We start from the raw sequence: 26,025 nt of genomic DNA on the forward strand, positions 1-26,025 counted from the left end.
TAATCCGGCCAAGGCAGCCGAACTGGCCGCACTGGCCGCGCCGCTGAAGCAGGTCGAAGGCGCGCTGAACATGCTGGGGCAGGACGACGCGGTGTCGCTGGTGCGGCGCTGCGCGCAGCAGATCGCCCGCATGGCGCAACCTGACCACGTCGCCGCCGAAGGCGAATTCGAGGCGCTGGCGCACCAGCTGTCCGGCCTCGGCTTCTTTGTGGACAAGCTGCAGTACGGCCCGGCCGATCTCGACGCCATCCTGAACCCGCGCGGCAGCGCACCGGCGACCGGCGACGTGCCGACCGAGGCGGACGAAGCCAGCGTTGAGTCGGAACTGGCTGCACGCCGCAGCGAGGCGACCCAGCTGCTCGACCGGCTGGCGCACGGCGACGCCGACGAACACACCCGCGACGAATTGCGGCAGTCGCTCGAAACCATCCGCCAGGACGCCAAGTTGCTGGCCGACGAAAAGCTGGAAAAGAGGGTGACCGAAACGCTGGCGGCGCTGAAGGCCGGTGACGCTGCAGTGGCCGACGCGGTGCAGGCGCTGGCCGAAGCCCCGGTCGAATCGCTGGCGCCGTCGGCCGACACGGTGCGTCTGGCCGAAGCCAGTCAGGAGGAATTCGATGCCGAACTGCTCGAAATCTTCATCGAGGAGGCACGCGAAGTCCTCGACAGCATCGCCTCCGGCACCGCCGCCGCACGTCAGGCGCCGCACAACCAGGAACTGCTGACCGCGCTGCGCCGCGGCTTCCACACGCTGAAGGGCAGCGGCCGCATGGTCGGCCTGCGCGACCTCGGCGAAAGCGCCTACGCGATCGAGCAGGTGATGAACCGCTGGCTGTCCAGCGAGCGCGACGGCACGCCCGAACTGTTCGACCTGCTCGACCGCGCGCGCGACCTGTTTGCCGGCTGGGTCGAACAGCTGGCCGACGGCAACACCGCCACGCCCGAGCACGGCTGGCTGCCGCCCGCCTGCGCGGCGCTGTTCGGTGGCGAGCCAGACGACAGCGAAGCCGCCCCGGCCACGCCGGTCGCCATCGAGGCGGCGGCCGCACCGGACGACAACGCGCTCGACATCGAGCTCGACATGGACCTCGATTTCAACCTCGACGCGGACGACACGCCGGCAGGCGTCATCGAACTGGACGACGCGCCGCAGGTGGTCGAGGCGACGGCCCCCGACTTCGATCTCGATCTGGACCTCGGCCCGCCCGTCGCCGGCGAAGCCGAGGCCGTCATCGACAGCCCGGAAGCGATCGACATCACGGCCGACATCGACGCCGAAGACCTCGCACTGGACGCCGGCACCGACCGCACGCTGTTCGACCTGTTCGTTGCCGAGGCGCGCGGCCATCTGGCCACGCTGCGGCGCGAACTTGCCCGCCTGCACCTGAACCCGTCGCTGCTTCCGACGCAGGACAGCCTGATCGCCGCGCACACGCTGAGCGGCATTTCGCTGACCGTCGGCCAGCCCGATATCAGCGCGCTGGCAAAGGCGCTCGAGCACGCACTGAGCCGCTGCGAAGCGCACGGCGAGCCGCCGGCCGACCACGAATCGGCGCTGCTGAACACGGCCGCCAGCACGCTTGAAAGCCAGGTCGGCGCGATCGCCGACGGTGGTCAGGCGCACGCTGCGCCGGCCCTGGTCGAACAGCTCGACGCGCTGTTCTTCCACACCCGCCCGGCCGTCGAGTTGCCGGTGCTGGAGATGCCGGCCGGCAGTCACGACATCCCGTCCGCACCGGATCTGGACGTCGGCGCCGCCGACATCGACGAAATCACCCTGGCCGAAAGCGGCGCCCGTTCGGTACTGAGCGACCGCGACGGCTTCCGCTGCGGCCTCGACGCGGACGGCAACACCCAGCCCGAGCCTGAACCGGCAGTCGAAGCGATCGACGCCGACACGGCGGCGGAAGTCGACGCCGAATTGCCCGCGGCGGACGTCCCGCTGCTCGAAGAGCCGACGCTCGACCTGTCGCCCGACGAAGCGGCAGCGGACGTGACGGCCACCGACGACGACATCGCGCTCGACCAAGCGCTGGCGGACGAAGACATGCGCTTCGAGAAGGTGGCGCTGCCGGACGAGTACGTGCTGCCGCAGACCAGCGACCTGCCGACCGCGGCCGACAGCCTGCGCAGCGCGGCGCCGCGAAGCGCCGCCGAAACCGCGGACGCACCGCGCGTCGCCGACGACATCGACCCGCAGTTGCTGCCCATCTTCATTGAGGAAGCGCACGACCTGCTGCGCGACATCGGCCACGAACTGCGCGCATGGCGTGAACAGCCGGAGCAGCTGTCCGCTTCCGACATGCTGCGCCGCCAGTTGCACACGCTGAAGGGCAGCGCGCGCATGGCGGGCGTCATGCGCTTCGGCGACCTGGTGCACGGCATGGAGGGCGTGATCGAAGCGCCCTGCAGTGCGGACGAGCGCCCCGCCGTGCTCGACGAACTTGAAATGGCCTACGACCGCTGCGAGGAACTGGTCGCCCGGCTGGAACGCGGGGAAACCGGCGAGCCGCACGAAGTCGCAAGCACGGACGCCGACGGCACCCAGGCGGTGCCCGCGGCTGGCGACGACGAGGCCGGCACCGTGCGCGAGCGGCCCACCGTGCGCGTGCGCTCCGACATGGTCAACCGCTTCGTGAACGAGGCCGGCGAAATGAGCATCGCGCGCACCCGCATCGAGGGTGAACTGCGCGCGCTGCGCGGCTCGCTGAACGACCTGACCGAGAACGTGCAGCGCCTGCGCGGCCAGTTGCGCGAAATCGAAATCCACGCCGAAAGCCAGATGCAGTCGCGCATGGCGGCGGCCGAAGCCCATCACGAACAGTTCGACCCGCTGGAGATGGACCGCTTCACGCGACTGCAGGAACTGTCGCGGCTGATGACCGAAAGCCTGTCCGACGTCACCACCGTGCAGTACAACCTGGTGCGCAACCTCGACGCCGCCGACACCGCCATACAGTCGCAGGCGCGGCTCAACCGCGAACTGTCGCAAGCACTGATGTCGGTGCGCATGGTGCCGTTCTCGACGCTGGAGGACCGGCTCTACCGGGTCGCCCGGCAATCGGCCAAGGAGCTGGGCAAGAAGGTGAACCTCGAACTGCGCAACACGCAGATCGAGCTGGACCGCGAAGTGCTGGAACAGATGACCGGCCCGATCGAGCACCTGCTGCGCAACGCGGTGGCACACGGCATCGAGTCGCGCGAGGCGCGCGCCGCCTCCGGCAAGTCGGAAACCGGCGAGATCGTGATCACGCTGACGCAGCAGACCAACGAAGTGGTGATCGAACTGGCCGACGACGGTGCCGGCCTCGCCTTCGACCGCATCCGCGCACGCGGCGTCGAGCGCGGCCTGATCGCGCCGGACGAGGTGGTCAACGAACGTCGCCTGACCGGGCTGATCTTCGAACCGGGCTTCTCGACGGCGGCGGCGGTGTCCGAACTGGCCGGCCGCGGCGTCGGCATGGATGTGGTGAAGAACGCGACGACCGCGCTCGGCGGCCGCATCGAAACCACCAGCGAATCGGGCCAGGGCACGCGCTTCCGGCTGTCGCTGCCGATGACGCTGGCGGTGACCCAGTCGGTGCTGGTGAGCAGCGCCGGCAAGACCTACGCGATTCCGTCGTCGATGGTGCAGCACGCACGCGAACTGAAGGGCGACGCCGGCGAGGCGCTGCGCGAGGCGGGCGGACAGGAGTGGCTGGGCACGCATTACCGCTACCAGTACCTGCCGCGCCTGCTCGGCGACGGTCACAGCCAGCCAGTGCCCGGCAGCTGGGCGCTGCTGATCAACAGCGGCCACGAATTCATGGCGCTGGAGGTCAACGCGCTGCGCGGCAACCAGGAAGTGGTGGTGAAGCCGGTCGGCCCGCAGCTGTCGAAGCTGGTCGGCATTTCCGGTGCCACCGTGCTGCCCGACGGCGAGGTGACGCTGATCATCAACCCGGTGGCGATCGCCGCGCGCAACCGCAGCGAACTGCTGCGCGCGGCCTCGGCCGACGAGCCGGTGCGCACGATGGCACCGGTGGCGCAGGCGGTCGAAGCGCCGCTGATCATGGTGGTCGATGACTCGCTGACCGTGCGCAAGGTGACCAGCCGTCTGCTGGAACGCGAGGGCTATCGCGTCGTGACAGCGAAGGACGGCGTGGATGCGCTGGAAAAACTGATCGACACCGAGCCCGCGGTGATGCTGGTTAACATCGAAATGCCGCGCATGGACGGCTTCGACCTGACGCGCAACGTGCGTGCCGACACCCGCACGAAGGCCATCCCCATCATCATGATCACCTCGCGCACGGCGGAAAAGCACAAGGCCTACGCGCGTGAGATCGGCGTGAACCACTACCTCGGCAAGCCCTACAACGAGGCCGAACTGCTGGAACTGATCACCGGCTACGCCCCGCCGCCAGAGACCCTCTGATCACGCGCGATCCCCGGGGGAGCGGCACCTGTCGGAGCGGCCTTGGCCGCGACGCGGCTGTCGCTGGCCGCCGGCTGCGGTCCAGGCCGCAATCGCGAGCAGACTCGCTCCCACGGTCTCTGCTCCAGGCCTGAGCGAAGCGGCCACTGAGGGAGGCAGCGATTGCTGCCGACAGAGCCCGAAACCGGCGCCCCGCCCTGCCCGCCGCCGTAGTCGGGGTCAGAAGACCCCTCCCACGGAACCTTCGCCCGGGCTCAGGCCGTGGGTCGGGCGCTCCACCCCTGTGGGAGCGGTCTTCTGACCGCGACGCGGCTGTCGCAGTCCGCCGGCTTCGATCTAGGTCGCTGTCGGAGTCAGAAAACCCCTCGCACAAACCCGCCTCCGGCGACCGCCCGGGCCCGTGGCCTGCACGCGCGGCGTCGGCTTCAGGACCGGTCAGGCGCGCGGTAGCGCGATCACTTCTTCATCGTGTCCAGGCGCAGCTTGGCGAAACGGCCCGGCGCGTCCTCGATCGGCTTCAGCTTGCCCTTAGCCGGATCGCGTGCCGGCACGGTGTCCGCGTCCTGCGCGGTCACCCACTGCTGCCAGTCGGTCCACCACGAGCCCGGGTTCTGCGTGCAGCCGTTGAACCACTCGTCGGCGTCGCCCGGCAGCTTGACGCCAGGATTGGTCCAGTAGCCGTACTTGTTGGCCGCCGGCGGATTGACGATGCCGGCGATGTGGCCGGAGCCGCCGAGCACGAAGCGCACCGGGCCCGACACCAGCTGGGCGCCCAGATAGGTGCTCTTCCACGGCGCGATGTGATCCTCGATGGCCGACACGAAATACACCGGCACCTTGATCTTGCGGATGTCGATCGGCTCGCCCAGCACGGTGATGCCGCCCGGCTCGCGCAGCTTGTTCTGGATGTACATCTGGCGCAGATAGAAGCTGTGCATGCAGGCCGGCATGCGGGTCGAGTCCGAGTTCCAGTACAGCAGATCGAACGGGAAGGGCTCGCGACCCATCAGGTAGTTGTTGACGACGAAGGACCAGATCAGGTCATTCGAACGCAGCATGTTGAAGGTGCCGGCCATTTCCGACCCTTCGAGGTAGCCACGTTCGAACATCTTCTTTTCCAGGCCCTCGACCGCCTTCTCGTCGATGAACACGCCCAGCTCGCCCGGCTCGGAAAAGTCGATCAGCGTGGTGAAGAAGGTGGCGCTGGCGATGCGCTTCTGTTTCTTGCCGGCGAGGTAGGCCAGCGTGGTCGCCAGCAGCGTGCCGCCCAGACAGTAGCCGGCGGCGTTCACCTCGGTTTCGCCGGTGTGCTTCTCGATCATGTCGAGCGCGGCCAGCGGGCCCTGATGCACGTAGTCCTCGAAGGTGAGCTGGGCCAGCTTCTCGTCCGGGTTCACCCAGGATATGACGAACACGGTGTGGCCCTGGTCGGTGGCCCACTTGATGTAGCTGTTCGATTCGCGCAGATCGAGGATGTAGTACTTGTTGATCCACGGCGGCACGATGAGCAGCGGGCGCTTGAACTGCTTGTCGGTCGTCGGATTGAACTGCAGCAGCTGCATCAGCGCGTTCTCGGCCACCACCTTGCCCGGCGTCGTGGCGACGTTGCGGCCCAGTTCGAAGGCCGAGGTGTCGGTCATGCGCACGCGCAGCTGGCCGTCGCCGTCCTCGATGTCGCGCAGCAGGTTGTTGAAGCCGCGCAGCAGGTTCTGGCCGTGGCTGCGCACGGTTTCGCGCAGCACTTCGGGGTTGGTCAGCGCGAAGTTGCTCGGGCTGAAGGCATTGATGGTCTGGCGGGTGAAGAAGTTGACCTTCTGCAGCGTGTGGTCGTCCATGCCCTCGACGTTGCTGACGACGTCGTGGATGTGACGGGCGGCGATCAGGTAGCTCTGCTTGAAGAAGTCGAACAGGAAGTGGCTCTCCCATTCCTCGCCGCGGAAGCGGTTGTCGCCCTTGACCGGAGTGACCACCGGCGCAGCATCCACGCCCATGAACTTCAGCATCGACTGCTGCCACAGCGTGTAGTAATCCCACACCAGGCCCATCTGCGCCTGCGCGAGCTTGTACGGGTTGGACAGCAGACGCGAGGTCATGTCCATGAAGGCCTGGGCGATGCCCAGTTCGTCGGCCGGCGGCGTCACGCCGCGCTTCAGTTGCCGCTGTACGTGTTCGCCGAGCAGCTTGCTCGCGCGCTCGGCCACTTCGGCGTAGGTCTTCGCGACTTCGGCCGGGTCCGGCAGGGTGGCGGGTTCTGCGGGCTTGGCGTCTTTGGCGGCTGGCTTGTTCATGGTCTCCCCCTGGGCTGGTTCAAGGCTGGGTAAAGCGGATCACGCCGTCCTGCCCGGGCAGGCGGCGCAGTTGTCCGGCTTGCCACAGATGGTTCAGGTGAGCGATCACCTCTCCCATGGCAAACCGGGTCTGGAAACTGTCGAGTTCGCGCTTGAAAAGGCGCGGCAGCAATTCGAAGGCGTGTCGCGGCTCGTCGCACAGCGCGGCGATCTGGGCGAGGCGCTTGTCGTGGTGCAGGCGCAACGCATCGACGCGGGCGACCACGCCGCGATACGGGTCGCCGTGCGCCGGCAGCACGACGGTGGCCGCGGCGAGCGAGCGGAAACGTTCGATCGAGTCGAGGTACTGACCGACGGCGTCGGTCTCGGGTTCGAAAGGCAGCGTCGGCGTGTTCGGCGAAATGGTGGGCAGCAGCATGTCGCCGGCGATCAGCACCGGGTCGTGTGCGCGATAGAAGGACAGGTGCTCGGGCGAGTGCCCGTGGCCGACGAGCGCCTCCCAGGCGTCGTCGCCGATGGTGATCACCTCGCCCGGCAGGATGCGGCGCATCGCCACCGGCACCGATCCTACGGTGCGCCGATAGCGCCGGCCCTCGAGCTGCATCGCCTCGGTCTGCGCAAGCGGCAGACCATGCTGACGGAAGAAGTCCGCCATCAGATCGATGCCGGATGCCGGCGTGTCACCGAACCAGGCCTGCGCGGTCAGGTACTCGCCAAGCGACATCCAGATGCGGGCGCCGGTCTGTTCGGCGAGCCAGTCGCCGAGACCGAAGTGATCCGGATGGCAGTGGGTGATCAGGATGCGTCGCACCCGGCGGCCGGCCAGATCGCCGGACAGCGCCTGCAGCCAGTTGGCACGCGTCGCGTCGTCGGGGAAGCCGGCATCGACCAGGGTCCAGCACGGGCCGTGCTCGTCGTGGTCCTCGATCGCCCAGACGTTTACGTGACCGGGCGCGAAGGCGACCGGCATGCGCAGCCAGTGCACGCCGCGCACCACCGGCGCGAGCCGGCCGGGTTGCGGCGCGGTTGCGGGATGCGGTTCGAGAACGGGATCGTGGGCGGACACGGCGGTCGGTCTGGGCCAGGATGCTGAAGTCCTTGAATGGTAACCCGAAACGCCGGTCATTGTGCAGTGCAATATCAAGTGCGACGTCAGCCTGTTGGTACACTCGCGCGTCGGCGGTGGAACGCCCGGTGCGTTACCGCATCACAGACCCATAAGCCGATAACGGAGGAGACCCATGCGCGCTGCGATCACCCTGCTGGCCTTGCTGATGACCCTGCCTGTGCGGGCAGAGGACGAGGATCCGACCAAGTTCGTCACCTTCAGCCAGGATTTCGCCGCCAGCTGCGTCTCGCGCAATTCGGTGCAGTTGCTGGTCGGCAACAGCCACCCGAGCCGCACCGTGATGGTGTGGCTGGACCGCTACCACATGGGCGTGGGCACCGGCGACCGCTCCAAGACCGAGATGAAGCCGGGGGCCGAGCCGGTACCGCTGGGCTGTTCGCGCACGCTGGACGGCCCGCAGGAATGGCGCGTCGTGAAGGCCAAGTTCGTCAACTGAGTCGTCACTGAATCACCGACTGAAGCGGCGATCCACCCTGCCCGTACGCGCGCCGCGCGTGCATACTTCGCTCTCCCGATTTACGACTTCCGGTTGCACACATGCGTGTCTGTGTCTTCTGCGGTTCACGCAGCGGTGATTCCCCGATCTACGCAGAAACGGCGCACATCCTCGGCACGCTGCTCGCCGTGCGTGGCCATGGTCTGGTCTATGGCGGCGGCAACATCGGCCTGATGGGTCTGATCGCCGACGCCGCGCTCGACGCCGGCGGCGAGGTGATCGGCGTCATCCCGCAGCATCTGCTCGAACGCGAGGTGGCGCACGCCAACCTGACGCAACTGCACGTGGTGAACAGCATGCATACGCGCAAGGCGTTGATGGCCGACCTGTCCGATCTGTTCATCGCCGCCCCCGGCGGCTTTGGCACTCTGGACGAACTGTGCGAAATTCTCACCTGGGCGCAACTGGGGCTGCACCATAAACTCTGTGGACTGCTCAACGTGGCCGGCTATTTCGATCCGCTGCTCGCCATGTTCGACCAGGCGACCCGCGAGGGTTTTCTCAGCGCGCCGCACCGGCAGCTGATCATTTCAGACGAAGATCCGATCCGCCTGCTTGACCGGCTGGCGGCCGGCGTGACGACCGGGAGTGAAACCGCATGAAGTCTGACTGGAACCGCCCGCTGCTGACCTGCATTGCCGCGCTGCTTCCGTGCACCGTCCATGCCGCAGAGCCGACCGCCTGGCTGCGGCCGGTCAACCTGATCGAGGCGGTACCGTTGCTCAATGAGGGCGGACGCGCCGGCTACGGCCGCTTCCTGCAGGTCACGCTGCGCCCGCGTGCGTTCGCGCTGAACATGAACGGCGACTGGGCGTGGAACGCCGGTGACGACGCGACCAGCGAAGCGATCGCCGCCTGCGAGGCACAGGGTCTGCCCTGCCAGCTGTACGCGGTCAACGACGAAGTGGTCATGCCGGGCTTCGAACTGGGTGCGCCGCTGCGCGCGCTCGGCAGCCATCTGGTGCAGGGGGCGGCGCCTTGATGCGGGACCCGAATGCGCTGGTGCTGACCGAAATCGTCAACGGCATCGGCATCGTCACGCTTAACCGGCCGGACCACCACAACCTGCTCGATGCGTCGCTCGCCGAATCGCTGATCGCGGCTATCGACGACATGGTCGCGCACGCCGATGTGCGCCTGCTGGTGCTGTCGGCACTGGGTGACAGCTTCAGCATCGGCGCCGACCCGATGGAACTGGAACGCAGCGGTCTGATGGCCGTCGAGCCGACATTGGCGGCGCGGCTGATGCGCACGCTCAGCGAGTGCATACGGCCGGTGGTGGCCCGCGTGCAGGGCCCGGCGATCGGCCTCGGAGCGGGTCTGATCGCCGCCTGCGACGTCGCCATCGCCAGTTTCGACGCCCACTTCGCCTTCGACGAGGTGCGCACCGGCCAGGTGCCGGCGGTGATCGCCCCCTACGTGATGGCGGCCATCGGCCCGGCACGGGCACGCCGCTACTTCCTGACCGGCGAGCGCTTTTCCGCGTCCGAGGCCTACCGTATCGGCCTGCTGTCGGAAATCGTCGCCTCGGCCGAGCACCTGGACGACGCCGTCGGCGAGGTGGTCAACGCGCTGCTGCTCGGCGGCCCCCGTGCGCAGCAGCAGATCAAGCTGCTGGTGCGCGCACTCGGCCGACCGCGCGCCGACGAGAAGACGCTCGATCACGCCGTCGAGATGGAAAACCGCATCGATACCGGCGCCGAGGCGCAGGAGGGGCTGGACGCGCTGTTCGCACGCCGCCGTCCCGGCTGGGTGCCGGCCGGACCCGCGTGATGGGCGTACTGCCCGCCCGCGTGCGCATCGTCGAGGTCGGACCGCGCGACGGTCTGCAGAACGAACACGTCGCGCTGTCCATCGACGACCGACTGACGCTGATCGCCAGGCTGGTCAACGCCGGCCTGGTCAATATCGAAGCCGGCGCCTTCGTGTCGCCCAAGCGCGTGCCGAACATGGCGGGCAGCGGCGAACTGATGAAACGTCTGCCGCGCAGCAATCGCGTGAGCTACCCCTGCCTGGTGCCGAACGACACCGGACTGGACGCCGCGCTCGACGCCGGCTGCCGCGACATCGCCATCTTCGCCGCGGTGTCGGAAACGTTTTCGCAGCGCAATACCGCCTGCAGCATCGCCGAATCGATGGCGCGCCTGCGTACGGTGGCGCGGCGCGCGCTGGACAGCGATGTGCGGGTGCGCGGCTACCTGTCCTGCGTGATCGGCTGTCCGTACGAAGGGCCGATCGCCGCCGGCATCGTTGCCGACATGGCGCTGCAGTTGATCGACATGGGCTGCTACGAGGTCAGTCTGGGCGACACCACCGGCATCGGCACACCGGAGCAGATCCGGCGGCTGATCGACGCGGTGTCGGCGCGGGTGCCGGTGCACCGGCTGGCCGGTCACTTTCACGACACCTGGGGCATGGGCGTGGCGAATGTGTACGCCGCGCTGCAGTCCGGCGTGGCGGTATTCGACGCATCGGTCGGCGGCTTGGGCGGTTGCCCGTTCGCACCGGGTGCCAGCGGCAACGTGGCAACCGAGGACGTGGTGTATATGCTGGAAGGTGCCGGTGTCGATACCGGCGTGAATCTCGGGAAGCTGGTCGGCGCGGCGCGCTGGGTCAGCGCCCGGCTGGACAGACAGGTGGCGTCGCGCGTTGCGCGCGCCTACAGGACGGAATAGATGGTTGCATCACCTTGCACCGGCGTGTGCACGCTCGACCGACAACTCGGCATCTGTGTCGGCTGCCTTCGCTCGCGGGACGAAATCGCCTGCTGGGGCTCGACCACCGACGCGGTGCGGCTGCAGATACTCGAACGCATCCTCGAACGGGAAGCGCAGGGCCACCGGCGCGTGGCGCCGGCAGCCGAGTGAGCGAGGGAACGGCCTTCAGTTTTCGCGTCGCCGCCGCGGCTCGCTGGGACTGCCGTCAGGTGCCGGCGCGTCGCGCGAACCCGGAGCGCCCTGGGCCGGCTGGGAGCGCGACTGGAGTGCGGCTCGCTCGGCTTCGCGCTCGGCACGGCGACGATTGGCCTGGCTGCGCTGGAGTCTGAGATATCGCATGGTGAACACCTCCGGTCGGATTGCCCTGCTACACGCCACATCCTGAATCGGATGCAGTCGGGCAGCACATGAGGCAGCATTCGGATGCTGCGTGCCGTCGGACCGCACTCATTCAGCGTAGTTTCCACAGACCCAGTGTCAACCATGTTATTTGCATGAACACGCTTTTTCGCAGGTAAGCCACGTGAATGAAACACGACGCGGCGCAATGCGCCTGGTACTGATCAGCGGCATGTCCGGCTCGGGCAAGAGCGTTGCGCTCAACGTGCTGGAGGACGCCGGATTTTTTTGTGTTGAACAATTTACCGGCCCCGCTGCTGCCGCAACTGGTCGGCCATCTGCGTGACGCCGGCTACAGCCGCGTCGCGGTGGCGGTCAACGTGCGCTCCGGCAAGAGCATGAGCGCATTGCCGCCGATGATGGGTGTGCTGCGCAACGGCACCGAACTGCAGACGCTGTTTCTGGATGCGCGCGACGACGCGCTGATCGCGCGCTTTTCCGAGACGCGGCGGCGCCACCCGCTGGGCGACGACCAGACTTCGCTGGCCGAGGCGATCCGTCGCGAACGCGATCTGCTCGAACCCATCGTCGCGCTCGGTCACCGCATCGACACCAGCGACCTGCCGTCGGCGGTACTGCGCAAATGGGTGCGCGAACTGGTGCAGATCGACGAGGGCTCCGGGCTGACGCTGATGTTCGAGTCCTTCGGCTTCAAACATGGCATCCCGCTCGACGCCGATCTGGTGTTCGACGTGCGCTGTCTGCCCAATCCCCACTACGACCCGGTTCTGCGTCCGCAGACCGGCTGTGATCAGCCGGTGATCGACTATCTGGAGCGCAGTCCGGACGTGCTGCGCATGCGCGACGACATTGCGCGTTTCGTGCACGACTGGCTGCCCTGCTACATCAAGGACAGCCGCAGCTATCTCACGGTGGCCATCGGCTGCACCGGCGGCCAGCATCGTTCGGTCTACATGACGCAGTGGCTGGCCGAACACTTCCGCAAGGAAGCGCGCGTACTGCTGCGTCACCGTTCGCTCGCTTCGAGCGGCAAATGACGCGCCTGCGGCCCGGTGACTGGCTGATGATCACAGCCGGCCTGGCCGCAACCGTCGCCACGACCGCGGCGCAGTGGGGCCGGGCTGCGCCAACGCTGGCTCAGGTGCGCCTCGATGGCCGCATCGTCGCGGAAATACCGCTGAACGGTACGCATCGCGTCGCCATCGCCGGCGCGCTGGCCGCGCAGGGCGAAACCGTGATCGAGGTCGAACCGGGTCGCGCGCGCGTTGCCGCCGATCCGGGTCCTCGCCAGTACTGCGTGCACCAGGGCTGGCTGACGCGCGCTGGCGCGGTCGCGGTCTGCGCACCCAGCCACATTTCGCTGCAACTGGCCGGACCGGACAGCGTGCAGGACACGGTGGCGTTCTGATGAGCGCCGTGGTCAACGTCGAGCCGAGTACGCGCGACCGTCGCCTGGCGCGCTATGCGGCCGCAGCGATCGCCGCGTCCCTGATCGAGGCGGCGATTCCCAGCCCGCTGCCGGGCGTGAAGCCGGGTCTGGCCAACATCGTCATCCTCATCGTGCTGGCCCGCCACGGCTGGCGCGACGCCGTCTGGGTCAGCGTGCTGCGGGTGATCGCCGGCAGCCTGCTGGCCGGGCAGTTCCTCGCGCCCGGCTTCTTTCTCGCCGCCACCGGCGCACTGACCAGCCTGGCGGTGCTCGGCGCACTGCAGACACTGCCCTGGCGCTGGCTGGGGCCAGTCGGCCGCTCGGTCGCTGCGGCCTTCGCCCACATCGGCGGCCAGCTGGTGCTTGCGCGGCTTTGGCTGGTGCCGCACGACGGCCTGTTCAACCTGGCGCCCGTGTTCTTCGCCGCCGCGCTGGTGTTCGGCATCGTCAATGGCGTGGTCGCCGACCGGCTGTTGCGGGACAATGCGGCATGACCTCGACGCCCCGATCACCCACCATACTCGTCGCGCTGACCGGCGCCTCCGGCATGCCTTACGGCCTGCGCCTGACCGAAATGCTGCTGGCCGCCGGCTGTCGCGTCTGGCTGGTGTATTCGCAGGTAGCGCAGATCGTCGCCCGGCAGGAGATGGATGTCGTGCTGCCGGCCAATCCGCAGCAGGCGGCGCGCGAACTGTCGGCGCGCTTCAACGCCGCACCGGGCCAGCTTGAAGTGTTCGGCCGCGAGGACTGGAACTGCCCGCCGGCCTCCGGTTCGAATCCGCCCGATGCGATGGTCGTGTGCCCCTGTTCGATGGGTACGCTGGCGTCGATCGCGCACGGCCTGGCGTCCAACCTGATCGAACGCGCCGCCGACGTCGTGATGAAGGAACGCCGTACCCTCATCCTGGTGCCGCGCGAGACGCCTTTCTCGACCCTGCACCTGGAGAACATGCTGAGCCTGTCGCGCAACGGCGCGGTCATCCTGCCGCCCTCGCCCGGTTTCTACCAGCAGCCGCGCGAGATCGCCGATCTGGTCGATTTCGTGGTCGCCCGCATACTCGACCAGCTGCGCGTTCCGCACACGCTGCTGCCGCGCTGGGGCGAATCGCGCGATGCCGACTGACGCTGTCACACGCCTGACATGCAGATGAAACAAGCTGAAGGGCTTTCCGGTCGTGCCGCCGCAGGCGACCGGGCACCTCGGGAGCACGCACATGAAGATGGACAGCCAGCCGCTGGACGGCGGCATCACCCTGATCCGGCTCGACGGTCGTCTCGACATCGAAGGCGCGGAGACGCTGGACCAGCCGCTCACCTACGCCACCAGCACGCACCCGGCGAGGATTGCGATCGATCTGTCGGAAGTGAGCTTTCTCGCCTCGATCGGCATCCGCACGCTGCTGTCGGCGGCACGCGGCCAGGCCTCGCGCGGCGGCAAGCTGGTCATGTTCGGTGCGCAGCCGATGATACGGCGCGTGCTGCAGACCGCCGGCGTCAACCAGTTGCTGACGCTGTGCGACGACCTCGACGCCGCGCGCAAGGCGCTGGCCGACTGAACGCCGGAGCAAATCTCCACGGGGTGCGCTGTGCATAGCGCACACGCGCGCCGAAGCCTGCGCCTGATCAACGACAGCGGCGCCATTTCCGCTGCGAGCGCCTGGTTGCGCACGCTCGGCGACAGCTTCGATCTGGGCAGCGAACTGGTGTTCCGGCTCGACCTGTGCGCATCGGAACTGGTCGCCAACATCGTCAGCTACGCCTTCGACGACGAAGCGCCGCACACCATCGCGCTCGACCTGATTCTGGAGCCGCAGTCGGTCAAGCTGGTGGTGGCGGACGACGGCCGCGAATTCGATCCGCTGGAGCTGCCGGAGCCGGTGACCCCGGCCACACTGGAAGAAGCCAGCGTCGGCGGACTGGGCGTGCACCTGGTGCGCCAGTTCGCCGATCAGGTCAGTTACGAGCGCACCAGCGGCCGCAACCAGCTCACGCTGGCGTGGACCCGGCCAAGCCGCAGCAGCCCGAGCGGCAGCCGCACCCCGGTGCGCCGCGGCGTCGAGCGCAGGCGTCGCCAAGCCGCGGTGTTCCCGCTGATCCGCGCCGACGGCAGCCGTGTCAGCCAAGACGCCCGCGTCGGCGGCGAGCGCCGCGCACTCGGTTTCATTTCGCGCCTCGACCTGTTCCGCGACGTGCCCTACGCGCTGATCGAAGGCCTGCTCGCCCATTGCGCGCAGCGCGACTACCCAGACGAATACGTGGTGCTGGCGCCCGGCATGCAGAACGACCACGTGGCCCTGGTGCTGGCCGGACGGCTGCGGGTCTACCTGGACGATCCGGCGACTGACGGCCAGGGTGGCTACACGGTGATCGGCAGCGGCGAATGCGCGGGCGAGCTTTCGATCATCGACGGCGAACCGGCGTCCGCCTGGGTGGTGGCCGAACCCGGTACACGCCTGCTGCTGATCGACGCCCACACCTTCTTTTCCGAGCTGCTGCCGCTGCCTCAGGTCGCCCGCAACCTGCTGCGCCTGATGGCGGCGCGCATGCGCCAGGCCAATCACCAGGTGGTCGAACAGGTGCGCCGCTCGCTGGTACTGGAGCGCCTGCAGTCGGAACTGCGCACGGCGCAGGAAATCCAGTCGGGCATGTTGCCGCTGCGCTCGCCGATGTTCGCCGAACACCCGGAAATCGAGTGCGAAGCGAGCATCCAGCAGGCGCGCGAGATCGGCGGCGACTTCTTCGACGCCTTCTTCATCGACGAGAACCGCCTGTTCGTCGCCATCGGTGACGTCTGCGGCAAGGGCATGCCGGCCGCGCTGCTGATGATGCGCACACTGACCACGCTGCGCGCAGAAGCGGCACGCAAGCAGGGGCAGAAGGGGCATCTGGAAAGGGTGATGGAACGCACCAACCGCAAGCTGGCGCTGAACAACGAACGACTGCTGTTCGCCAGCCTGTTCATCGGCCTGCTGGACACCCGCGATGGCAGCTTCCGCTACGCCAACGCCGGTCATCTGCGGCCCGTGCTGCTGCGTCGCGGCGACGCGCCGGTACTGCTCAAGGTGCCGCGCAACCCGATCGCCGGCATCGACCCGACCATCGATTACGCACTGGGCGAAACCCGGCTCGGCTCGGGCGACCAGTTGCTGCTCTACACGGACGGCGTGACCGAAGCGCTGAACACGCGCGGAGAACTGTTCGGCGAAACGCGGCTGCTGGCGACGCTGACCGGTCTGCGCGCCGGCGCAGCAGGCGCCATCGACGCGGTACGCGAGGCGACCCGCCTGTTCTGCGACGGCCAGGCGCCGTCGGACGACGTGACGCTGCTGGCGCTGCGCTACATCGGCCACACGTAGAACATGCATCCGCCACGTCCTTCGCGGACGGCGGCGGATGCCCGTCGTGCTTACTGCACCTTGGCCTTCGACATCAGCGATTCGATGTGGGTCTGCACCGCCTGCTGCTGCATCGATTCGATCACGCGGTCCTTTACCTCCTCGAACTTCGGCGCTTCGGCGCGGCGCACGTCGTCGAGCTGGATCACGTGGAAGCCGTAGGCGGTCTTGACCGGCTCGGTCGTGAACTGGCCCTTCTCCAGCTTCTGCAGGGCGGCGTCGAATTCCGGAACGAAGGAGCCCGGGCGCGACCAGCCCAGCTCACCGCCGCGCTCCTTGCTGCCCGGATCGTTCGACACCGACACCAGTTCCGCGAACGGCGTCCCGGCCTGCAGCTTGGCGATGATGTCGCGCGCGACCTCTTCGGAATCGACCAGGATGTGGCGCGACGCGTATTCGTTCGGGCCGCCCTGAGCGACCACGCGCTCGTACTCGGCGCGGGCGGCCGCCTCGGTCACCGGGTTCTTCTCGACCCAGCGCTCCAGGTAGGCGTTGGCCAGCATCTCGCCACTGGAATAGGCGATGCGCTGCTGCACCTCCGGCACCTTGTCGGTACCGGCCTTGCGTGCCGCCTGCAGCAGCACCTCGCGGCGCACCAGGTGCTCGCGCACACGGTTGCGCAGGTCCTCGTTGTCGGGCGCGCCCTGGGCGACCTGCTCGCGCACCAGCAGATCCGCCAGCGCGGCGGGCACGGCCACGCCATTGACCTTGGCCAGCGCGGCACCGGCCGCAGGCGCCTTGGTCTGGGCCACGGCGGAGGCGGCAACACTCATCATCAGGGCGGCGGCAAGTGCGCCGATACGGTGGTTCATCAGGACATCCTCGTGGGTTGTGTGGGGCTCGTTCGAGCGGAATGCTTATACCGCCCTTTTGGCCGGTGTGGCGAGGGCTGCTGTAACCGTGCTGTCGCCGCGACGTCATATGTGCTGAACACGCACTGCATATCTTGAAGCGGTACCCTTCACGGAGACGGGAATGCTTCAGATCGATTCGGCACGCGAACGGCGTGCCCAGCGCAACCTCAGCGTCACGCTGGCGGCCTGCGAATCCGAGGTGCTGGCGGCGCAGCAGCTGCGCTGGCGGGTGTTCGCCGACGAACTTGGCGCACGGCTCGACAGCCCGGTGCACGGCGCCGACATCGACCGCTTCGACGCCCACTGCAAACACCTGATCGTGCGCGACGAGGACAACGGCCGCATCGTCGGCTGCTACCGCATCCTGCCGCCCGAGGCGGCGCGGCGCACCGGCGGCTACTACTCGGAAACCGAATTCGACCTCGGCCGGCTCGACCACCTGCGCTCGCAGATGGTGGAGATCGGCCGCTCCTGCATCGACGCCGACTACCGCAACAACGCGGCGGTGATCGCGCTGCTGTGGTCCGGTCTTGCGCGCTACATGCTGGACGGTGGCCACCAGTACCTGATCGGCTGCGCCAGCATCGGGCTGGCCGACGGCGGCCACAATGCGGCGGCCATCTGGGCCGGCCTGAGCGCGCACATGGCGCCGGCCGAATACCGCGTGTTCCCGAAGGTGCGGCTGCCGCTGGAGCGCCTGACACCGAACGCCGGCAGTGTCCTGCCGCCGCTGGTCAAGGGCTATATCCGCGCTGGCGCCGAGGTGTGCGGCGAACCGGCCTGGGACCCGGACTTCAACACCGCCGACCTGCCGCTGCTGCTCACCATGGCCAAGCTGGATGCGCGCTACGCCCGCCACTTCGTACAGCGCGCCGCCTGATCCGCGAACCGGGGAGGACGTAAGATGTCTGTCATCAGTCTGTTTGCCGACCTCGATCTTCCCTTGTCGCACCCTCATCCGCACCACCCCGTCGCCGCGCGTGCCGCCGCGGCCACGCACCACACTTCCGGCCTGCGCGCACAGGCGCGCATGACCTGGCGCATCGCGCGGCTGGCCGTGCATCTGGCCGCCGGCTGTTCACGCGTCGCCCTGCTCTATCCGCTGGTCGGCGAGCGCACGCAACGCAAGATGCGCGCACGCTGGTCGCGCCAGCTGCTCGGCGTGCTCGGTGTCGAACTGCAGGCGCAGGGGCCGCTGCCGCGGCCCGGCCAGCTGCTGGTGAGCAATCACATCTCCTGGGTGGACGTGTTCGTGATCAACGCCATCTCGCCGCTGTCTTTCGTCTGCAAGGACGAGGTGCGCAGCTGGCCGCTGCTCGGCTGGCTGGTGGCGCGCAACCACACGGTGTTCATCCGTCGCGCCAGCCGCAGTTCGGCGGCCGAGGTGCGTGACCGGCTGGTCGGTTCGCTCAGCTGCGGGCGCAGCGTGATGGTGTTCCCCGAGGGCACGACCACCGACGGCCGCGCCGTGCTGCCCTTTCGCGCCGCGCTGTTCCAGGCCGCGATCGACGCCGGCCGCGCGGTCAAACCGGTGCGCCTGCGCTATGTCGATCATCGCGGCGAGCACTCGGACGCCGCCGCCTACATCGACGACGTGAGCTTCTGGCAGTCGGTCTGCATGCTGGCGCGCGCTCCGCGCACGGTGGCGCGCGTCGAACTGCTGCCGGCCCTGCCCTCGCACGGCCTGACGCGGCAGGATCTGGCGCAGGTGACGCACGCCCAGGTGAGCGCGACCGCCTGAACAGTTGATTCGGATCAACGGCCGCACAGCACGGCGGCGTACCGTGGAATCGGAGGCTGCGGCACGGTGCCGCAGACCGGACGGTACGAGGAGAACCGCATGATCCGCGAAGTCACCGGCGACATTCTTTTTACGCGCGCCCAGGTCATCGCCCACGGCATCGCCGTGCGCGAACGTTTCGACCACGGTCTGGCGCTGGCGCTGCGCGAGCGCTGGCCGTCGATGGCGCGCGACTACCGGCACGCGCAGCACGGCCGCCACATGGCGCCGGGCGAGGTGTGGTCGTGGGCCGGCGTCGATAACGACGGCAGCACGCGCAACATCGTGAACATGCTCACCCAGGACATGGTGGGCGAAGGCCCGGCGGCAAAACCGGGCAAGGCGACGGTCGAGCACGTGCATCACGCGCTGAAGGCGCTGGCCCGGCACCTGCAGGCGATCGGCGCCACCAGCGTGGCCCTGCCGCGGCTGGCCACCGGCGTCGGCGGTCTGGAGTGGGCCGAGGTGAAGCCGCTGATCGAACAGCATCTGGCACCGCTGGGCATTCCGGTCGTCGTCTATGAAACCTATCGCAAGGACGTGGTGGCGGACGAGAAGCTGCACTGACGCCGTCGGTGCGGCAGGCGCTCAGCGCCCGTCGCGCAGGCTGTCGATCAGCGCCATATTGTGTTCGAGCAGGCGGTTGCACTCGTCGTCGCGCCGCGCGAACGCGTCGTCCAGCCCCTGCGCCTGCGCAGGGTCGGCGCGACGTTCGGCCAGCGCCTTGCGCTCGCGCGCCAGCACGGCCGCGACCTGCGGGCGTTCGCCCAGGCGCATGGCCAGCGAGAGGTAGTTCTTCGCAGCGTACTGCACACGCACGGTACGGCTCGCTTGCGGATGCGCGGCCGCGATGTCGCCATAGATTGCAGAGCACGCGGCCAGCCGCTCGGCCAGCGTCGGCCGGTCCAGCACCTGCGCCTGCGCGCCGGCAGCAACCAGCAAAAGGGTCATCGAGACTGCTGTGTGTTTGATGTGCATGCAAATGCCTCCGTGTCCGGCATCGCAGCGTAAACACCCTGCCTCAGTCGCTGCGGCCGCAGCGACGCGGTGAGGACGATCGCCTCGTTCGATCGGGTGCACATCCCCGCCTTTGCGCCCATCGGCATCGCCGCGCCCGGGACTGCTTCCCTCGGCATGCGCTAGGGCAGCAGGCGCTCGCGCAGGAAAACCGGAAAGCGCGGCTGGCCGCGCGGCGTCAGCTCACGATAGCGGTAGGTGACGACGGCGCCGATGGCCGGCGGCGCCGCACGCTGGGCGTCGGTGAAGCCGCTGCCGATGCGGAAACGGCGACCCGCTGCGTCGGTCACCTCGAGCGCACCCAGCCGGCCGCGATGACGGCCCTTGCCCGGCAGGTGGGCGAGCACGGTTGCTTCGGCGTCGAGAAAGGGGGTGAGCTTGAGCAGTGCGTCGCTGCGGCCGGCTGTCCAGTGCGCGTCGGCCCGGTGCAGCATCAGGCCCTCGCCACCACCGGCGACGACCGCGTCGAACAGCGCCTGCAGCGCGGCGCGGTCGGCGAGTCGCTGCTGCGGCACGACGCGTATCCAGTTGACACCGATCGCCTCGACCAGCTGCTGCATACGCGCCAGCCGCTGCGAAAAATCGCCGTCGGCACCCGGCAGGTCGAACAGCATGTAGCGCACCGCGCGCCAGTCGGCGTCGGTCGAGCGCTCACGGCGGACGATGCCGGACAGCTCGTCGAAGCGGCCACGCCCCAGCCACAGCTCGCCGTCGAGCGGGTATCCGGGCAGCGGTACGACGAACCACGCCGGCGCGGCGACGGCCGCACCGTTGCGCAGGCGCAGCGCCTGCCCGTCCCAGCGGGCGCGGACACCGTCGAGCTTTTCGCTTATCCAGTAGGGCGTCGGGTCGATGTCGGCGGGCGCACGCTGCGCCAGCATCGGCGGCAGCGGGTCGGCGACAGCGAATGACGGAAACAAGCCGCAAAGACAGAACAGCAGCACGCGCATGGTCGGGACTCCGGTGACGGAGCCGCGATTATCCCGCTTCATGACAATGGCAAACGCCGAGGCGCGCACTCGTGCAGCTTGTTGCGGACGTTCAGCGCGCTTCGCCGGCCTTGTCGCGCTCGCGCTGGTAGCGCTCGTATTCGAGGTTCGCCGTATCCAGGCAGCGGCTGCGTTCGGCCGCATCGACGATGCGGTCGCACTCGTTCTGGCGCCAGCCGGCCGCGCTGTCATAGACCTGCCGGCTGCTGCAGCCCGCCAGTACGCAGGTCAGCACGGTGATGGCGGCGATCGGGCGAATCACGGCTTACTCCCCGAGATAGGCGGCGCGCACCGCCGGGTTGTCCAGCAGTTCGGCCGCCGGTGCGGTCAGCGTGATTTCGCCGCCATCCATCACGCAGCCGCGGTCGCACAGCGACAGCGCGAGCCGCGCGTTCTGTTCGACCAGCAGCAGCGTGACGCCTTCGCGCGCGACTTCGCGGATCACCTCGAACACAGTGTCAACCATGATGGGCGACAGCCCCATCGACGGCTCGTCGAGCAGCAGGATGCGTGGCCGGCTCATCAGCGCGCGGCCGATCGCCACCATCTGCTGCTCGCCGCCGGACAGCGTGCCGGCGGTCTGCCCTGCGCGCTCCTTCAGCCGCGGCAGCAGGCCGAACACGCGCTCGATATCGGCGGCTATGGTCGCCTTGTCGTCGCGTACGTAGGCGCCCATCTCGAGGTTTTCCAGCACCGACAGCCGGGCGAATACACCGCGGCCTTCCGGCACCAGCGCCAGGCCCTTGCGCACCAGCAGGTGCGGCGGCGCGTGCTCGATCGCCTCGCCATCCAGCTTGACGCTGCCGCGCGCCGGCAGCATGCGGGCGATGGCTTTCAACGTGCTGGTCTTGCCGGCGCCGTTGGCGCCGATCAACGCCACCTTCTCGCCGGTGGCGACATCGAGGTCAACGCCGCGCACGGCGCAGATGCCGCCGTAATGCACTTCCAGTGCGCGCACCTCAAGCATCTGCCGCCTCCGTACCGAGATAGGCGGCGATCACGCGCGGGTCGCGCCGCACCACGTCCGGCACGTCCTCGGCGATCTTCTCGCCGTAATCGAGCACCGCGACGCGGTCGCACAGCCCCATCACCAGTTTCACGTCGTGCTCGATCAGCAGCACGGTCATGCCGTCGCCGCGCAATTTCTCGATCAGCGCGCGCAGACCAACGGTTTCGGTCGCGTTCATGCCGGCGGCCGGTTCGTCCAGCGCCAGCAGCTTCGGTTCGGTGGCCAGCGCGCGGGCGATCTCCAGCCGGCGCTGGTCGCCGTAGCTCAGATGGGTGGCCTGCTGGTTGGCCAGACGGTCGATGCCGACATAGCGCAGCAGCGCATGCGCGCGCGCCTCGGTGTCGGCCTCCTCGCGCCGCGCCGCCGGCGTACGCAGGATGGCGCCGAGCACGCCGGTGCGCAGCCGGATGTGGCGGCCCACCATCACGTTCTCCAGCGCGCTCATCGCGCCGAACAGCCGGATGTTCTGGAAGGTGCGGGCGATGCCGACACCGGCGATGTGGTGCGGCACGCCCAGCGGCAGCGGCTGGCCATTGAAGCGCACCTCGCCCTGGTCGGCGCTGTACAGGCCGGTCAGCACGTTGAAGAAGCTGGTCTTGCCGGCGCCATTGGGCCCGATCAGGCCGTACACCTCGCCGGCGCGTATCGCCAGCGACACGTCGCGCAGCGCCTGCACGCCGCCGAAGCGCTTGCTGATGCCGCTCGCTTCGAGCAGGGGCGTGCTCATGCCGCCTCCCCGTGCGCCGCCAGTTCGCGCTTGCGCAGCGCCGATGGCCACAGCCCGGCCGGGCGCCAGCGCATCACGACCACCAGCGCGATGCCGAACAGCAGCAGACGCAGCGATTCCGGATCGATCAGCACCTTGCCGAACAGCGTCTGCTGCAGCGGCACCGCCCCCCAGCGCAGCGCCTCGGGCAGCAGCGCCAGCAGCACCGCACCGAGGATGACACCGGCGATATTGCCCATGCCACCGAGCACCACCATGCACAGCACCATGATGGATTCGAGCAGGCCGAAGGATTCCGGGCTGACGAAGCCCTGGAAGCCGGCGAACAGGCCGCCGGCCACGCCGCCGAAGGTGGCACCGAGGCCGAAGGCCAGCAGTTTCACATTGCGCGTGTTGATGCCGCAGGCGCGCGCGGCGACCTCGTCCTCGCGGATGGCGACCCAGGCGCGGCCCAGCCGCGAATCCTGCAGCCGCATGCAGACGAAGACGACGATCAGGGTCAGCGCGAGGAAGAAGTAATACTGCAGGTACACACCGGGCAGCGTGAAGCCGAACAGCTCCAGCGGCCGGTTCAGCGCGTGACCGCCGATCTGCGCGGCGGCGATGTTGTTGATGCCTTGCGGGCCGTTGGTGATGTTGGCCGGCGCATTCAGGTTGTTCAGGAAGATGCGGATGATTTCGCCGAAGCCCAGCGTCACGATGGCCAGGTAGTCGCCGCGCAGCTTCAGCGTCGGCGCGCCCAGCAGCACGCCGAACAGGCCCGCGACCAGCGCGCCGAGCGGCAGCACCGCCCACACCGGCCAGCCTGGCGCGGCGGCGAAAACCTGCGGGAAGGCGATCGCCAGATGCGGGCTGGACAGCAGCGCATACAGATAGGCACCGACCGCGTAAAAGGCGATGTAGCCGAGATCGAGCAGGCCGGCGAAACCGACCACGATGTTCAGCCCGAGCGCCAGCATGATGTAGAGCAGCGCGAAATCGATGATGCGCACCCAGGAATTGCCGAAGCCGGCACCGACGACGAAGGGCAGCACCGCCAGTGCCACGCCGATCAGCACGACGCCCAGCCTGGCCTTCAGTTTCGGATCGACGCTCATGCGCGCTCCGCCACTTTCTCGCCCATCAGGCCGGACGGCCGGAACACCAGCACCAGGATGAGCACGAAGAAGGCGAACACGTCCTTGTAATGGCTGCCGAGGAAACCGCCGGTCAGGTCGCCGATGTAGCCGGCGGCCAGGCTTTCGATGATGCCCAGCAGCAGACCGCCCAGCATGGCGCCGCCGAGGTTGCCGATGCCGCCCAGCACCGCCGCGGTGAAGGCCTTCAGCCCGAGCATGAAGCCCATCGCGTAATGCGCGATCGAGTAGTTGGCCGCCACCATGACGCCGGCCACCGCGGCCAGTGCCGAGCCGAGTACGAAGGTGAAGGAAATGACGCGGTCAACATCCACGCCCATCAGCCGCGCCACCGCCGGGTTCTCGGCGGTGGCGCGCATCGCACGGCCGAGCCGGGTGCGGGTGACCAGCCAGACCAGCGCCGCCATCAGCGCCGCCGCGGTGGCGATGATGATGATCTGCAGGTCGGTGATGGCCGCGCCGAGGAACTGGTGCGGTGCTGCCGGCAGCAGCGGTGGAAAGGTGTGGTAGTTGCGGCCCCAGCCGATCATCGCCAGCTGCTGCAGCACGATGGACACGCCGATCGCGGTGATCAGCGGCGCCAGCCGCGGGGCGTTGCGCAGCGGCCGGTAGGCGACGCGCTCTATCGTGAAGCCGACCGCCATGCACACCGGAATCGCGATCAGCAGACCGCCGAGCACGACGGCGGGGCCGGGCAGGCCGCTCGGCACCAGCAGGCCAATGGCGGTCAGCGCGGTCAGCGCGCCGATCATCACCACTTCACCATGGGCGAAATTGATCAGGCCGAGAATGCCATAGACCATCGTGTAGCCGAGGGCGACCAGCGCGTAGATGCTGCCGAGCACCAGACCGTTGATGATCTGCTGGATGAAGATGTCCACGAGGTATCGAGGGAGGCCGGGAGAAGATGGAAGCGCCGATCAGGCGCCGGCGATGCGCGCCGCCCGGCCCGGGGCCGCTGCGGACGCGCAGGACTGCATTGTGCCGCTCAGTTGGCGCTCAGTTGCTCGGCTTGCCGCCCATCGTTTCGAGCGCCGACCATGCGCCGCCCTTGGCCTGATACAGCGTGACCGCGCCGTCCTTGATGTCGCCCTTTTCGTCGAACTGGATCTGCGCGCTCAGACCCGGGTAGTTCAGCGCCGCCAGCGCCGGCAGGAATTTCGCCGTTTCGGTCGAGCCGACCTGCTTCATCGCCTCGGCCACCACGCGCACCGCGTCATAGGCATAGGGGGCATAGAGCTGGATGTCGGTGTTGTACTTCGCCTTGTAGCGGTCGCGGAAGGCGGTGCCACCCGCCATCTGGTCCAGCGGCACACCGGGCAGCGAGCAGTAGTGGCCTTCGGCGCCCTCGCCTGCCAGCTTGTGGAATTCAACCGTGCAGGCGCCGTCGCCGAACAGCATCGGCGCGGTAATGCCCAGCGTCTTCAGCTGACGCGCCATCGGACCGGCCTGGGTGTCCATGCCGCCGTAGAACACGAGGTCGGGCTTGGTCAACTTCACCTTGGTCAGAATGGCGGCGAAGTCCGTTTCCTTGTCGGTCGTGTATTCGCGGGTGACCACCTCGGCGCCGGCCGCCTTGGCCGCCTTCTCGAACTCGTCGGCCAGGCCCTGACCGTAGGCGGTGCGGTCATCGATGATGGCGATCTTCTTCGCGCCCAGCTTGCTCATGGCGAAGCTGCCGAGCACGCTGCCTTGCTGCACGTCGTCGGCGAACACGCGGAACGCCGTCTTGTAGCCCTGCCGCGTATAGGTCGGATTGGTGGCGGACGGCGACACCTGGACGATGCCTGCGTCGTGATAGATGCGCGACGCAGGAATCGTCGTGCCGCTGTTCAGGTGACCGATCACCGCATGCACGCGGGCATCGGCCAGCTTCTGCGCCACCGTGGTGCCCTGACGCGGATCGGCTTGGTCGTCCTCGCCCAGCAGTTCGAACTTCGCCACCTTGCCGCCGATCAGGATCTTCTCGGCATTCAGATCGTCGATGGCCAGTCGCGCACCATTCTCGTTGTCCTTGCCGAGGTGGGCCTGCGGGCCGGTCAGCGGCGCCACATGACCGAGGCGGATGGTGATCGTGGCCTCGCCGGCATCGGCGGTCACGGCCGGCACGGCGGCCTCTTCCTTCGGACCGCAGGCGGCGAGCAGGCAGGCCGACAGGGCCACGAGTGCGGACAGCGGGCGCGACGGGGTGATCAGGGTCATGTGGAATCTCCGCGAGGGGCTGAAAGGTTGTCAGCCCCGGATTTTGCGGGCGGGCGCCCGGAGCGTCAATTTGGATGCGG

The 26,025-nt window shown here is 68.3% G+C and carries 26 protein-coding genes and 1 pseudogene; 16 read left to right on the forward strand and 11 right to left on the reverse strand.

What is annotated here, in order from left to right; all coding sequences use genetic code 11:
• Positions 1–4,417: Hpt domain-containing protein (locus ACQ66H_RS00005; protein ID WP_430432271.1), on the forward strand; the 4,417-nt coding region annotated here is incomplete at its 5' end.
• A gap of 455 nt (positions 4,418–4,872) precedes the next feature.
• Here the strand turns inward: ACQ66H_RS00005 and ACQ66H_RS00010 are convergent.
• Positions 4,873–6,705 (reverse strand): PHA/PHB synthase family protein, encoded by a 1,833-nt coding sequence (locus tag ACQ66H_RS00010; protein ID WP_430432272.1) that lies wholly within the window; start codon positions 6,703–6,705, stop codon positions 4,873–4,875.
• 19 nt (positions 6,706–6,724) lie between these two features.
• Positions 6,725–7,771 (reverse strand): MBL fold metallo-hydrolase, encoded by a 1,047-nt coding sequence (locus ACQ66H_RS00015; RefSeq protein ID WP_430432273.1) that lies wholly within the window; start codon positions 7,769–7,771, stop codon positions 6,725–6,727.
• A 175-nt stretch (positions 7,772–7,946) separates the two neighbouring features.
• On the opposite strand from ACQ66H_RS00015, the gene ACQ66H_RS00020 reads away from it, so the two are divergent.
• The 12 genes and pseudogenes from ACQ66H_RS00020 to ACQ66H_RS00075 all read left to right on the forward strand — a co-directional run bounded on the left by ACQ66H_RS00020 (position 7,947) and on the right by ACQ66H_RS00075 (position 16,192).
• Entirely contained in the window at positions 7,947–8,270 is a 324-nt protein-coding gene (locus ACQ66H_RS00020; RefSeq protein WP_430432274.1) for a hypothetical protein, read from the forward strand.
• A gap of 101 nt (positions 8,271–8,371) precedes the next feature.
• Positions 8,372–8,932 (forward strand): TIGR00730 family Rossman fold protein, encoded by a 561-nt coding sequence (locus tag ACQ66H_RS00025; protein ID WP_430432275.1) that lies wholly within the window; start codon positions 8,372–8,374, stop codon positions 8,930–8,932.
• Complete coding sequence (locus tag ACQ66H_RS00030) at positions 8,929–9,312, forward strand: hypothetical protein (protein WP_430432276.1); 384 nt, start codon at positions 8,929–8,931, stop codon at positions 9,310–9,312. Before ACQ66H_RS00025 ends, ACQ66H_RS00030 begins: the two co-directional genes overlap by 4 nt.
• Positions 9,312–10,103 (forward strand): enoyl-CoA hydratase-related protein, encoded by a 792-nt coding sequence (locus ACQ66H_RS00035; protein ID WP_430432277.1) that lies wholly within the window; start codon positions 9,312–9,314, stop codon positions 10,101–10,103. The genes ACQ66H_RS00030 and ACQ66H_RS00035 overlap by 1 nt, the downstream gene beginning before the upstream one ends.
• Positions 10,103–11,005 (forward strand): hydroxymethylglutaryl-CoA lyase, encoded by a 903-nt coding sequence (locus ACQ66H_RS00040; RefSeq protein WP_430432278.1) that lies wholly within the window; start codon positions 10,103–10,105, stop codon positions 11,003–11,005. The genes ACQ66H_RS00035 and ACQ66H_RS00040 overlap by 1 nt, the downstream gene beginning before the upstream one ends.
• A complete protein-coding gene (locus tag ACQ66H_RS00045; protein WP_430432279.1) occupies positions 11,006–11,197 on the forward strand; it encodes a DUF1289 domain-containing protein in 192 nt (63 codons plus the stop codon).
• 397 nt (positions 11,198–11,594) lie between these two features.
• Positions 11,595–12,444 (forward strand): annotated as a pseudogene (gene rapZ, locus ACQ66H_RS00050) (RNase adapter RapZ).
• 26 nt (positions 12,445–12,470) lie between these two features.
• Positions 12,471–12,815: a NusG domain II-containing protein gene (locus ACQ66H_RS00055; RefSeq protein WP_430432280.1), complete on the forward strand. Its 345-nt coding sequence runs from the start codon at positions 12,471–12,473 to the stop codon at positions 12,813–12,815.
• Positions 12,815–13,330 carry a Gx transporter family protein gene (locus tag ACQ66H_RS00060; RefSeq protein ID WP_430432281.1) on the forward strand — a complete coding sequence of 172 codons (516 nt, stop codon included), beginning with the start codon at positions 12,815–12,817 and terminating at the stop codon, positions 13,328–13,330. Before ACQ66H_RS00055 ends, ACQ66H_RS00060 begins: the two co-directional genes overlap by 1 nt.
• Positions 13,327–13,959: a flavin prenyltransferase UbiX gene (locus tag ACQ66H_RS00065; RefSeq protein ID WP_430432282.1), complete on the forward strand. Its 633-nt coding sequence runs from the start codon at positions 13,327–13,329 to the stop codon at positions 13,957–13,959. The genes ACQ66H_RS00060 and ACQ66H_RS00065 overlap by 4 nt, the downstream gene beginning before the upstream one ends.
• A 91-nt stretch (positions 13,960–14,050) precedes the next feature.
• Positions 14,051–14,392 (forward strand): STAS domain-containing protein, encoded by a 342-nt coding sequence (locus ACQ66H_RS00070; RefSeq protein WP_430432283.1) that lies wholly within the window; start codon positions 14,051–14,053, stop codon positions 14,390–14,392.
• A 30-nt stretch (positions 14,393–14,422) separates the two neighbouring features.
• A complete protein-coding gene (locus ACQ66H_RS00075; protein WP_430432284.1) occupies positions 14,423–16,192 on the forward strand; it encodes a SpoIIE family protein phosphatase in 1,770 nt (589 codons plus the stop codon).
• A gap of 50 nt (positions 16,193–16,242) precedes the next feature.
• On the opposite strand, the gene ACQ66H_RS00080 is transcribed toward ACQ66H_RS00075, so the two are convergent.
• A complete protein-coding gene (locus ACQ66H_RS00080; protein WP_304005742.1) occupies positions 16,243–17,043 on the reverse strand; it encodes a peptidylprolyl isomerase in 801 nt (266 codons plus the stop codon).
• 163 nt (positions 17,044–17,206) lie between these two features.
• On the opposite strand from ACQ66H_RS00080, the gene ACQ66H_RS00085 reads away from it, so the two are divergent.
• From ACQ66H_RS00085 to ACQ66H_RS00095, 3 genes are all read left to right on the forward strand, one after another.
• Positions 17,207–17,965, forward strand: a complete 759-nt coding sequence (locus ACQ66H_RS00085; RefSeq protein WP_430432285.1) for a GNAT family N-acetyltransferase — start codon at positions 17,207–17,209, stop codon at positions 17,963–17,965.
• 24 nt (positions 17,966–17,989) lie between these two features.
• Complete coding sequence (locus tag ACQ66H_RS00090; RefSeq protein ID WP_430432286.1) at positions 17,990–18,826, forward strand: lysophospholipid acyltransferase family protein; 837 nt, start codon at positions 17,990–17,992, stop codon at positions 18,824–18,826.
• 99 nt (positions 18,827–18,925) lie between these two features.
• Positions 18,926–19,432, forward strand: coding sequence for a macro domain-containing protein (locus ACQ66H_RS00095; protein WP_430432287.1), 507 nt, complete (start codon positions 18,926–18,928; stop codon positions 19,430–19,432).
• Between the two features lie 21 nt (positions 19,433–19,453).
• On the opposite strand, the gene ACQ66H_RS00100 is transcribed toward ACQ66H_RS00095, so the two are convergent.
• From ACQ66H_RS00100 to ACQ66H_RS00135, 8 genes are all read right to left on the reverse strand, one after another.
• Positions 19,454–19,816 carry a hypothetical protein gene (locus ACQ66H_RS00100; protein ID WP_430432288.1) on the reverse strand — a complete coding sequence of 121 codons (363 nt, stop codon included), beginning with the start codon at positions 19,814–19,816 and terminating at the stop codon, positions 19,454–19,456.
• 188 nt (positions 19,817–20,004) lie between these two features.
• Positions 20,005–20,832: a DNA ligase gene (locus ACQ66H_RS00105; RefSeq protein ID WP_430432289.1), complete on the reverse strand. Its 828-nt coding sequence runs from the start codon at positions 20,830–20,832 to the stop codon at positions 20,005–20,007.
• A gap of 91 nt (positions 20,833–20,923) precedes the next feature.
• Positions 20,924–21,133 (reverse strand): hypothetical protein, encoded by a 210-nt coding sequence (locus ACQ66H_RS00110; RefSeq protein WP_430432290.1) that lies wholly within the window; start codon positions 21,131–21,133, stop codon positions 20,924–20,926.
• 3 nt (positions 21,134–21,136) lie between these two features.
• A complete protein-coding gene (locus ACQ66H_RS00115) occupies positions 21,137–21,838 on the reverse strand; it encodes an ABC transporter ATP-binding protein (protein WP_430432291.1) in 702 nt (233 codons plus the stop codon).
• Entirely contained in the window at positions 21,831–22,607 is a 777-nt protein-coding gene (locus tag ACQ66H_RS00120) for an ABC transporter ATP-binding protein (protein WP_430432292.1), read from the reverse strand. Before ACQ66H_RS00120 ends, ACQ66H_RS00115 begins: the two co-directional genes overlap by 8 nt.
• Entirely contained in the window at positions 22,604–23,704 is a 1,101-nt protein-coding gene (locus tag ACQ66H_RS00125) for an ABC transporter permease subunit (protein ID WP_430432293.1), read from the reverse strand. Before ACQ66H_RS00125 ends, ACQ66H_RS00120 begins: the two co-directional genes overlap by 4 nt.
• Positions 23,701–24,624, reverse strand: a complete 924-nt coding sequence (locus ACQ66H_RS00130; RefSeq protein WP_430432294.1) for a branched-chain amino acid ABC transporter permease — start codon at positions 24,622–24,624, stop codon at positions 23,701–23,703. Before ACQ66H_RS00130 ends, ACQ66H_RS00125 begins: the two co-directional genes overlap by 4 nt.
• Before the next feature lie 118 nt (positions 24,625–24,742).
• Positions 24,743–25,945 carry a branched-chain amino acid ABC transporter substrate-binding protein gene (locus ACQ66H_RS00135; protein ID WP_430432295.1) on the reverse strand — a complete coding sequence of 401 codons (1,203 nt, stop codon included), beginning with the start codon at positions 25,943–25,945 and terminating at the stop codon, positions 24,743–24,745.
• Positions 25,946–26,025: the final 80 nt, after the last annotated feature.

It is taken from the genome of Methyloversatilis sp. (assembly GCF_965284615.1).
GTDB lineage: Bacteria > Pseudomonadota > Gammaproteobacteria > Burkholderiales > Rhodocyclaceae > Methyloversatilis.

Bases quoted from the DNA above. Each gene is read 5' to 3' on its own strand.
- ACQ66H_RS00025 (WP_430432275.1), top strand. From the start codon at position 8,372: ATGCGTGTCTGTGTCTTCTGCGGTTCACGCAGCGGTGATTCCCCGATC.
- ACQ66H_RS00125 (WP_430432293.1), bottom strand. From the start codon at position 23,704: ATGAGCGTCGATCCGAAACTGAAGGCCAGGCTGGGCGTCGTGCTGATC.
- ACQ66H_RS00135 (WP_430432295.1), bottom strand. From the start codon at position 25,945: ATGACCCTGATCACCCCGTCGCGCCCGCTGTCCGCACTCGTGGCCCTG.
- ACQ66H_RS00065 (WP_430432282.1), top strand. From the start codon at position 13,327: ATGACCTCGACGCCCCGATCACCCACCATACTCGTCGCGCTGACCGGC.
- ACQ66H_RS00095 (WP_430432287.1), top strand. From the start codon at position 18,926: ATGATCCGCGAAGTCACCGGCGACATTCTTTTTACGCGCGCCCAGGTC.
- ACQ66H_RS00115 (WP_430432291.1), bottom strand. From the start codon at position 21,838: ATGCTTGAGGTGCGCGCACTGGAAGTGCATTACGGCGGCATCTGCGCC.
- ACQ66H_RS00080 (WP_304005742.1), bottom strand. From the start codon at position 17,043: ATGAACCACCGTATCGGCGCACTTGCCGCCGCCCTGATGATGAGTGTT.
- ACQ66H_RS00045 (WP_430432279.1), top strand. From the start codon at position 11,006: ATGGTTGCATCACCTTGCACCGGCGTGTGCACGCTCGACCGACAACTC.
- ACQ66H_RS00100 (WP_430432288.1), bottom strand. From the start codon at position 19,816: ATGACCCTTTTGCTGGTTGCTGCCGGCGCGCAGGCGCAGGTGCTGGAC.
- ACQ66H_RS00035 (WP_430432277.1), top strand. From the start codon at position 9,312: ATGCGGGACCCGAATGCGCTGGTGCTGACCGAAATCGTCAACGGCATC.
- ACQ66H_RS00030 (WP_430432276.1), top strand. From the start codon at position 8,929: ATGAAGTCTGACTGGAACCGCCCGCTGCTGACCTGCATTGCCGCGCTG.
- ACQ66H_RS00055 (WP_430432280.1), top strand. From the start codon at position 12,471: ATGATCACAGCCGGCCTGGCCGCAACCGTCGCCACGACCGCGGCGCAG.
- ACQ66H_RS00120 (WP_430432292.1), bottom strand. From the start codon at position 22,607: ATGAGCACGCCCCTGCTCGAAGCGAGCGGCATCAGCAAGCGCTTCGGC.
- ACQ66H_RS00060 (WP_430432281.1), top strand. From the start codon at position 12,815: ATGAGCGCCGTGGTCAACGTCGAGCCGAGTACGCGCGACCGTCGCCTG.
- ACQ66H_RS00085 (WP_430432285.1), top strand. From the start codon at position 17,207: ATGCTTCAGATCGATTCGGCACGCGAACGGCGTGCCCAGCGCAACCTC.
- ACQ66H_RS00105 (WP_430432289.1), bottom strand. From the start codon at position 20,832: ATGCGCGTGCTGCTGTTCTGTCTTTGCGGCTTGTTTCCGTCATTCGCT.
- ACQ66H_RS00070 (WP_430432283.1), top strand. From the start codon at position 14,051: ATGAAGATGGACAGCCAGCCGCTGGACGGCGGCATCACCCTGATCCGG.
- ACQ66H_RS00010 (WP_430432272.1), bottom strand. From the start codon at position 6,705: ATGAACAAGCCAGCCGCCAAAGACGCCAAGCCCGCAGAACCCGCCACC.
- ACQ66H_RS00040 (WP_430432278.1), top strand. From the start codon at position 10,103: ATGGGCGTACTGCCCGCCCGCGTGCGCATCGTCGAGGTCGGACCGCGC.
- ACQ66H_RS00020 (WP_430432274.1), top strand. From the start codon at position 7,947: ATGCGCGCTGCGATCACCCTGCTGGCCTTGCTGATGACCCTGCCTGTG.
- ACQ66H_RS00090 (WP_430432286.1), top strand. From the start codon at position 17,990: ATGTCTGTCATCAGTCTGTTTGCCGACCTCGATCTTCCCTTGTCGCAC.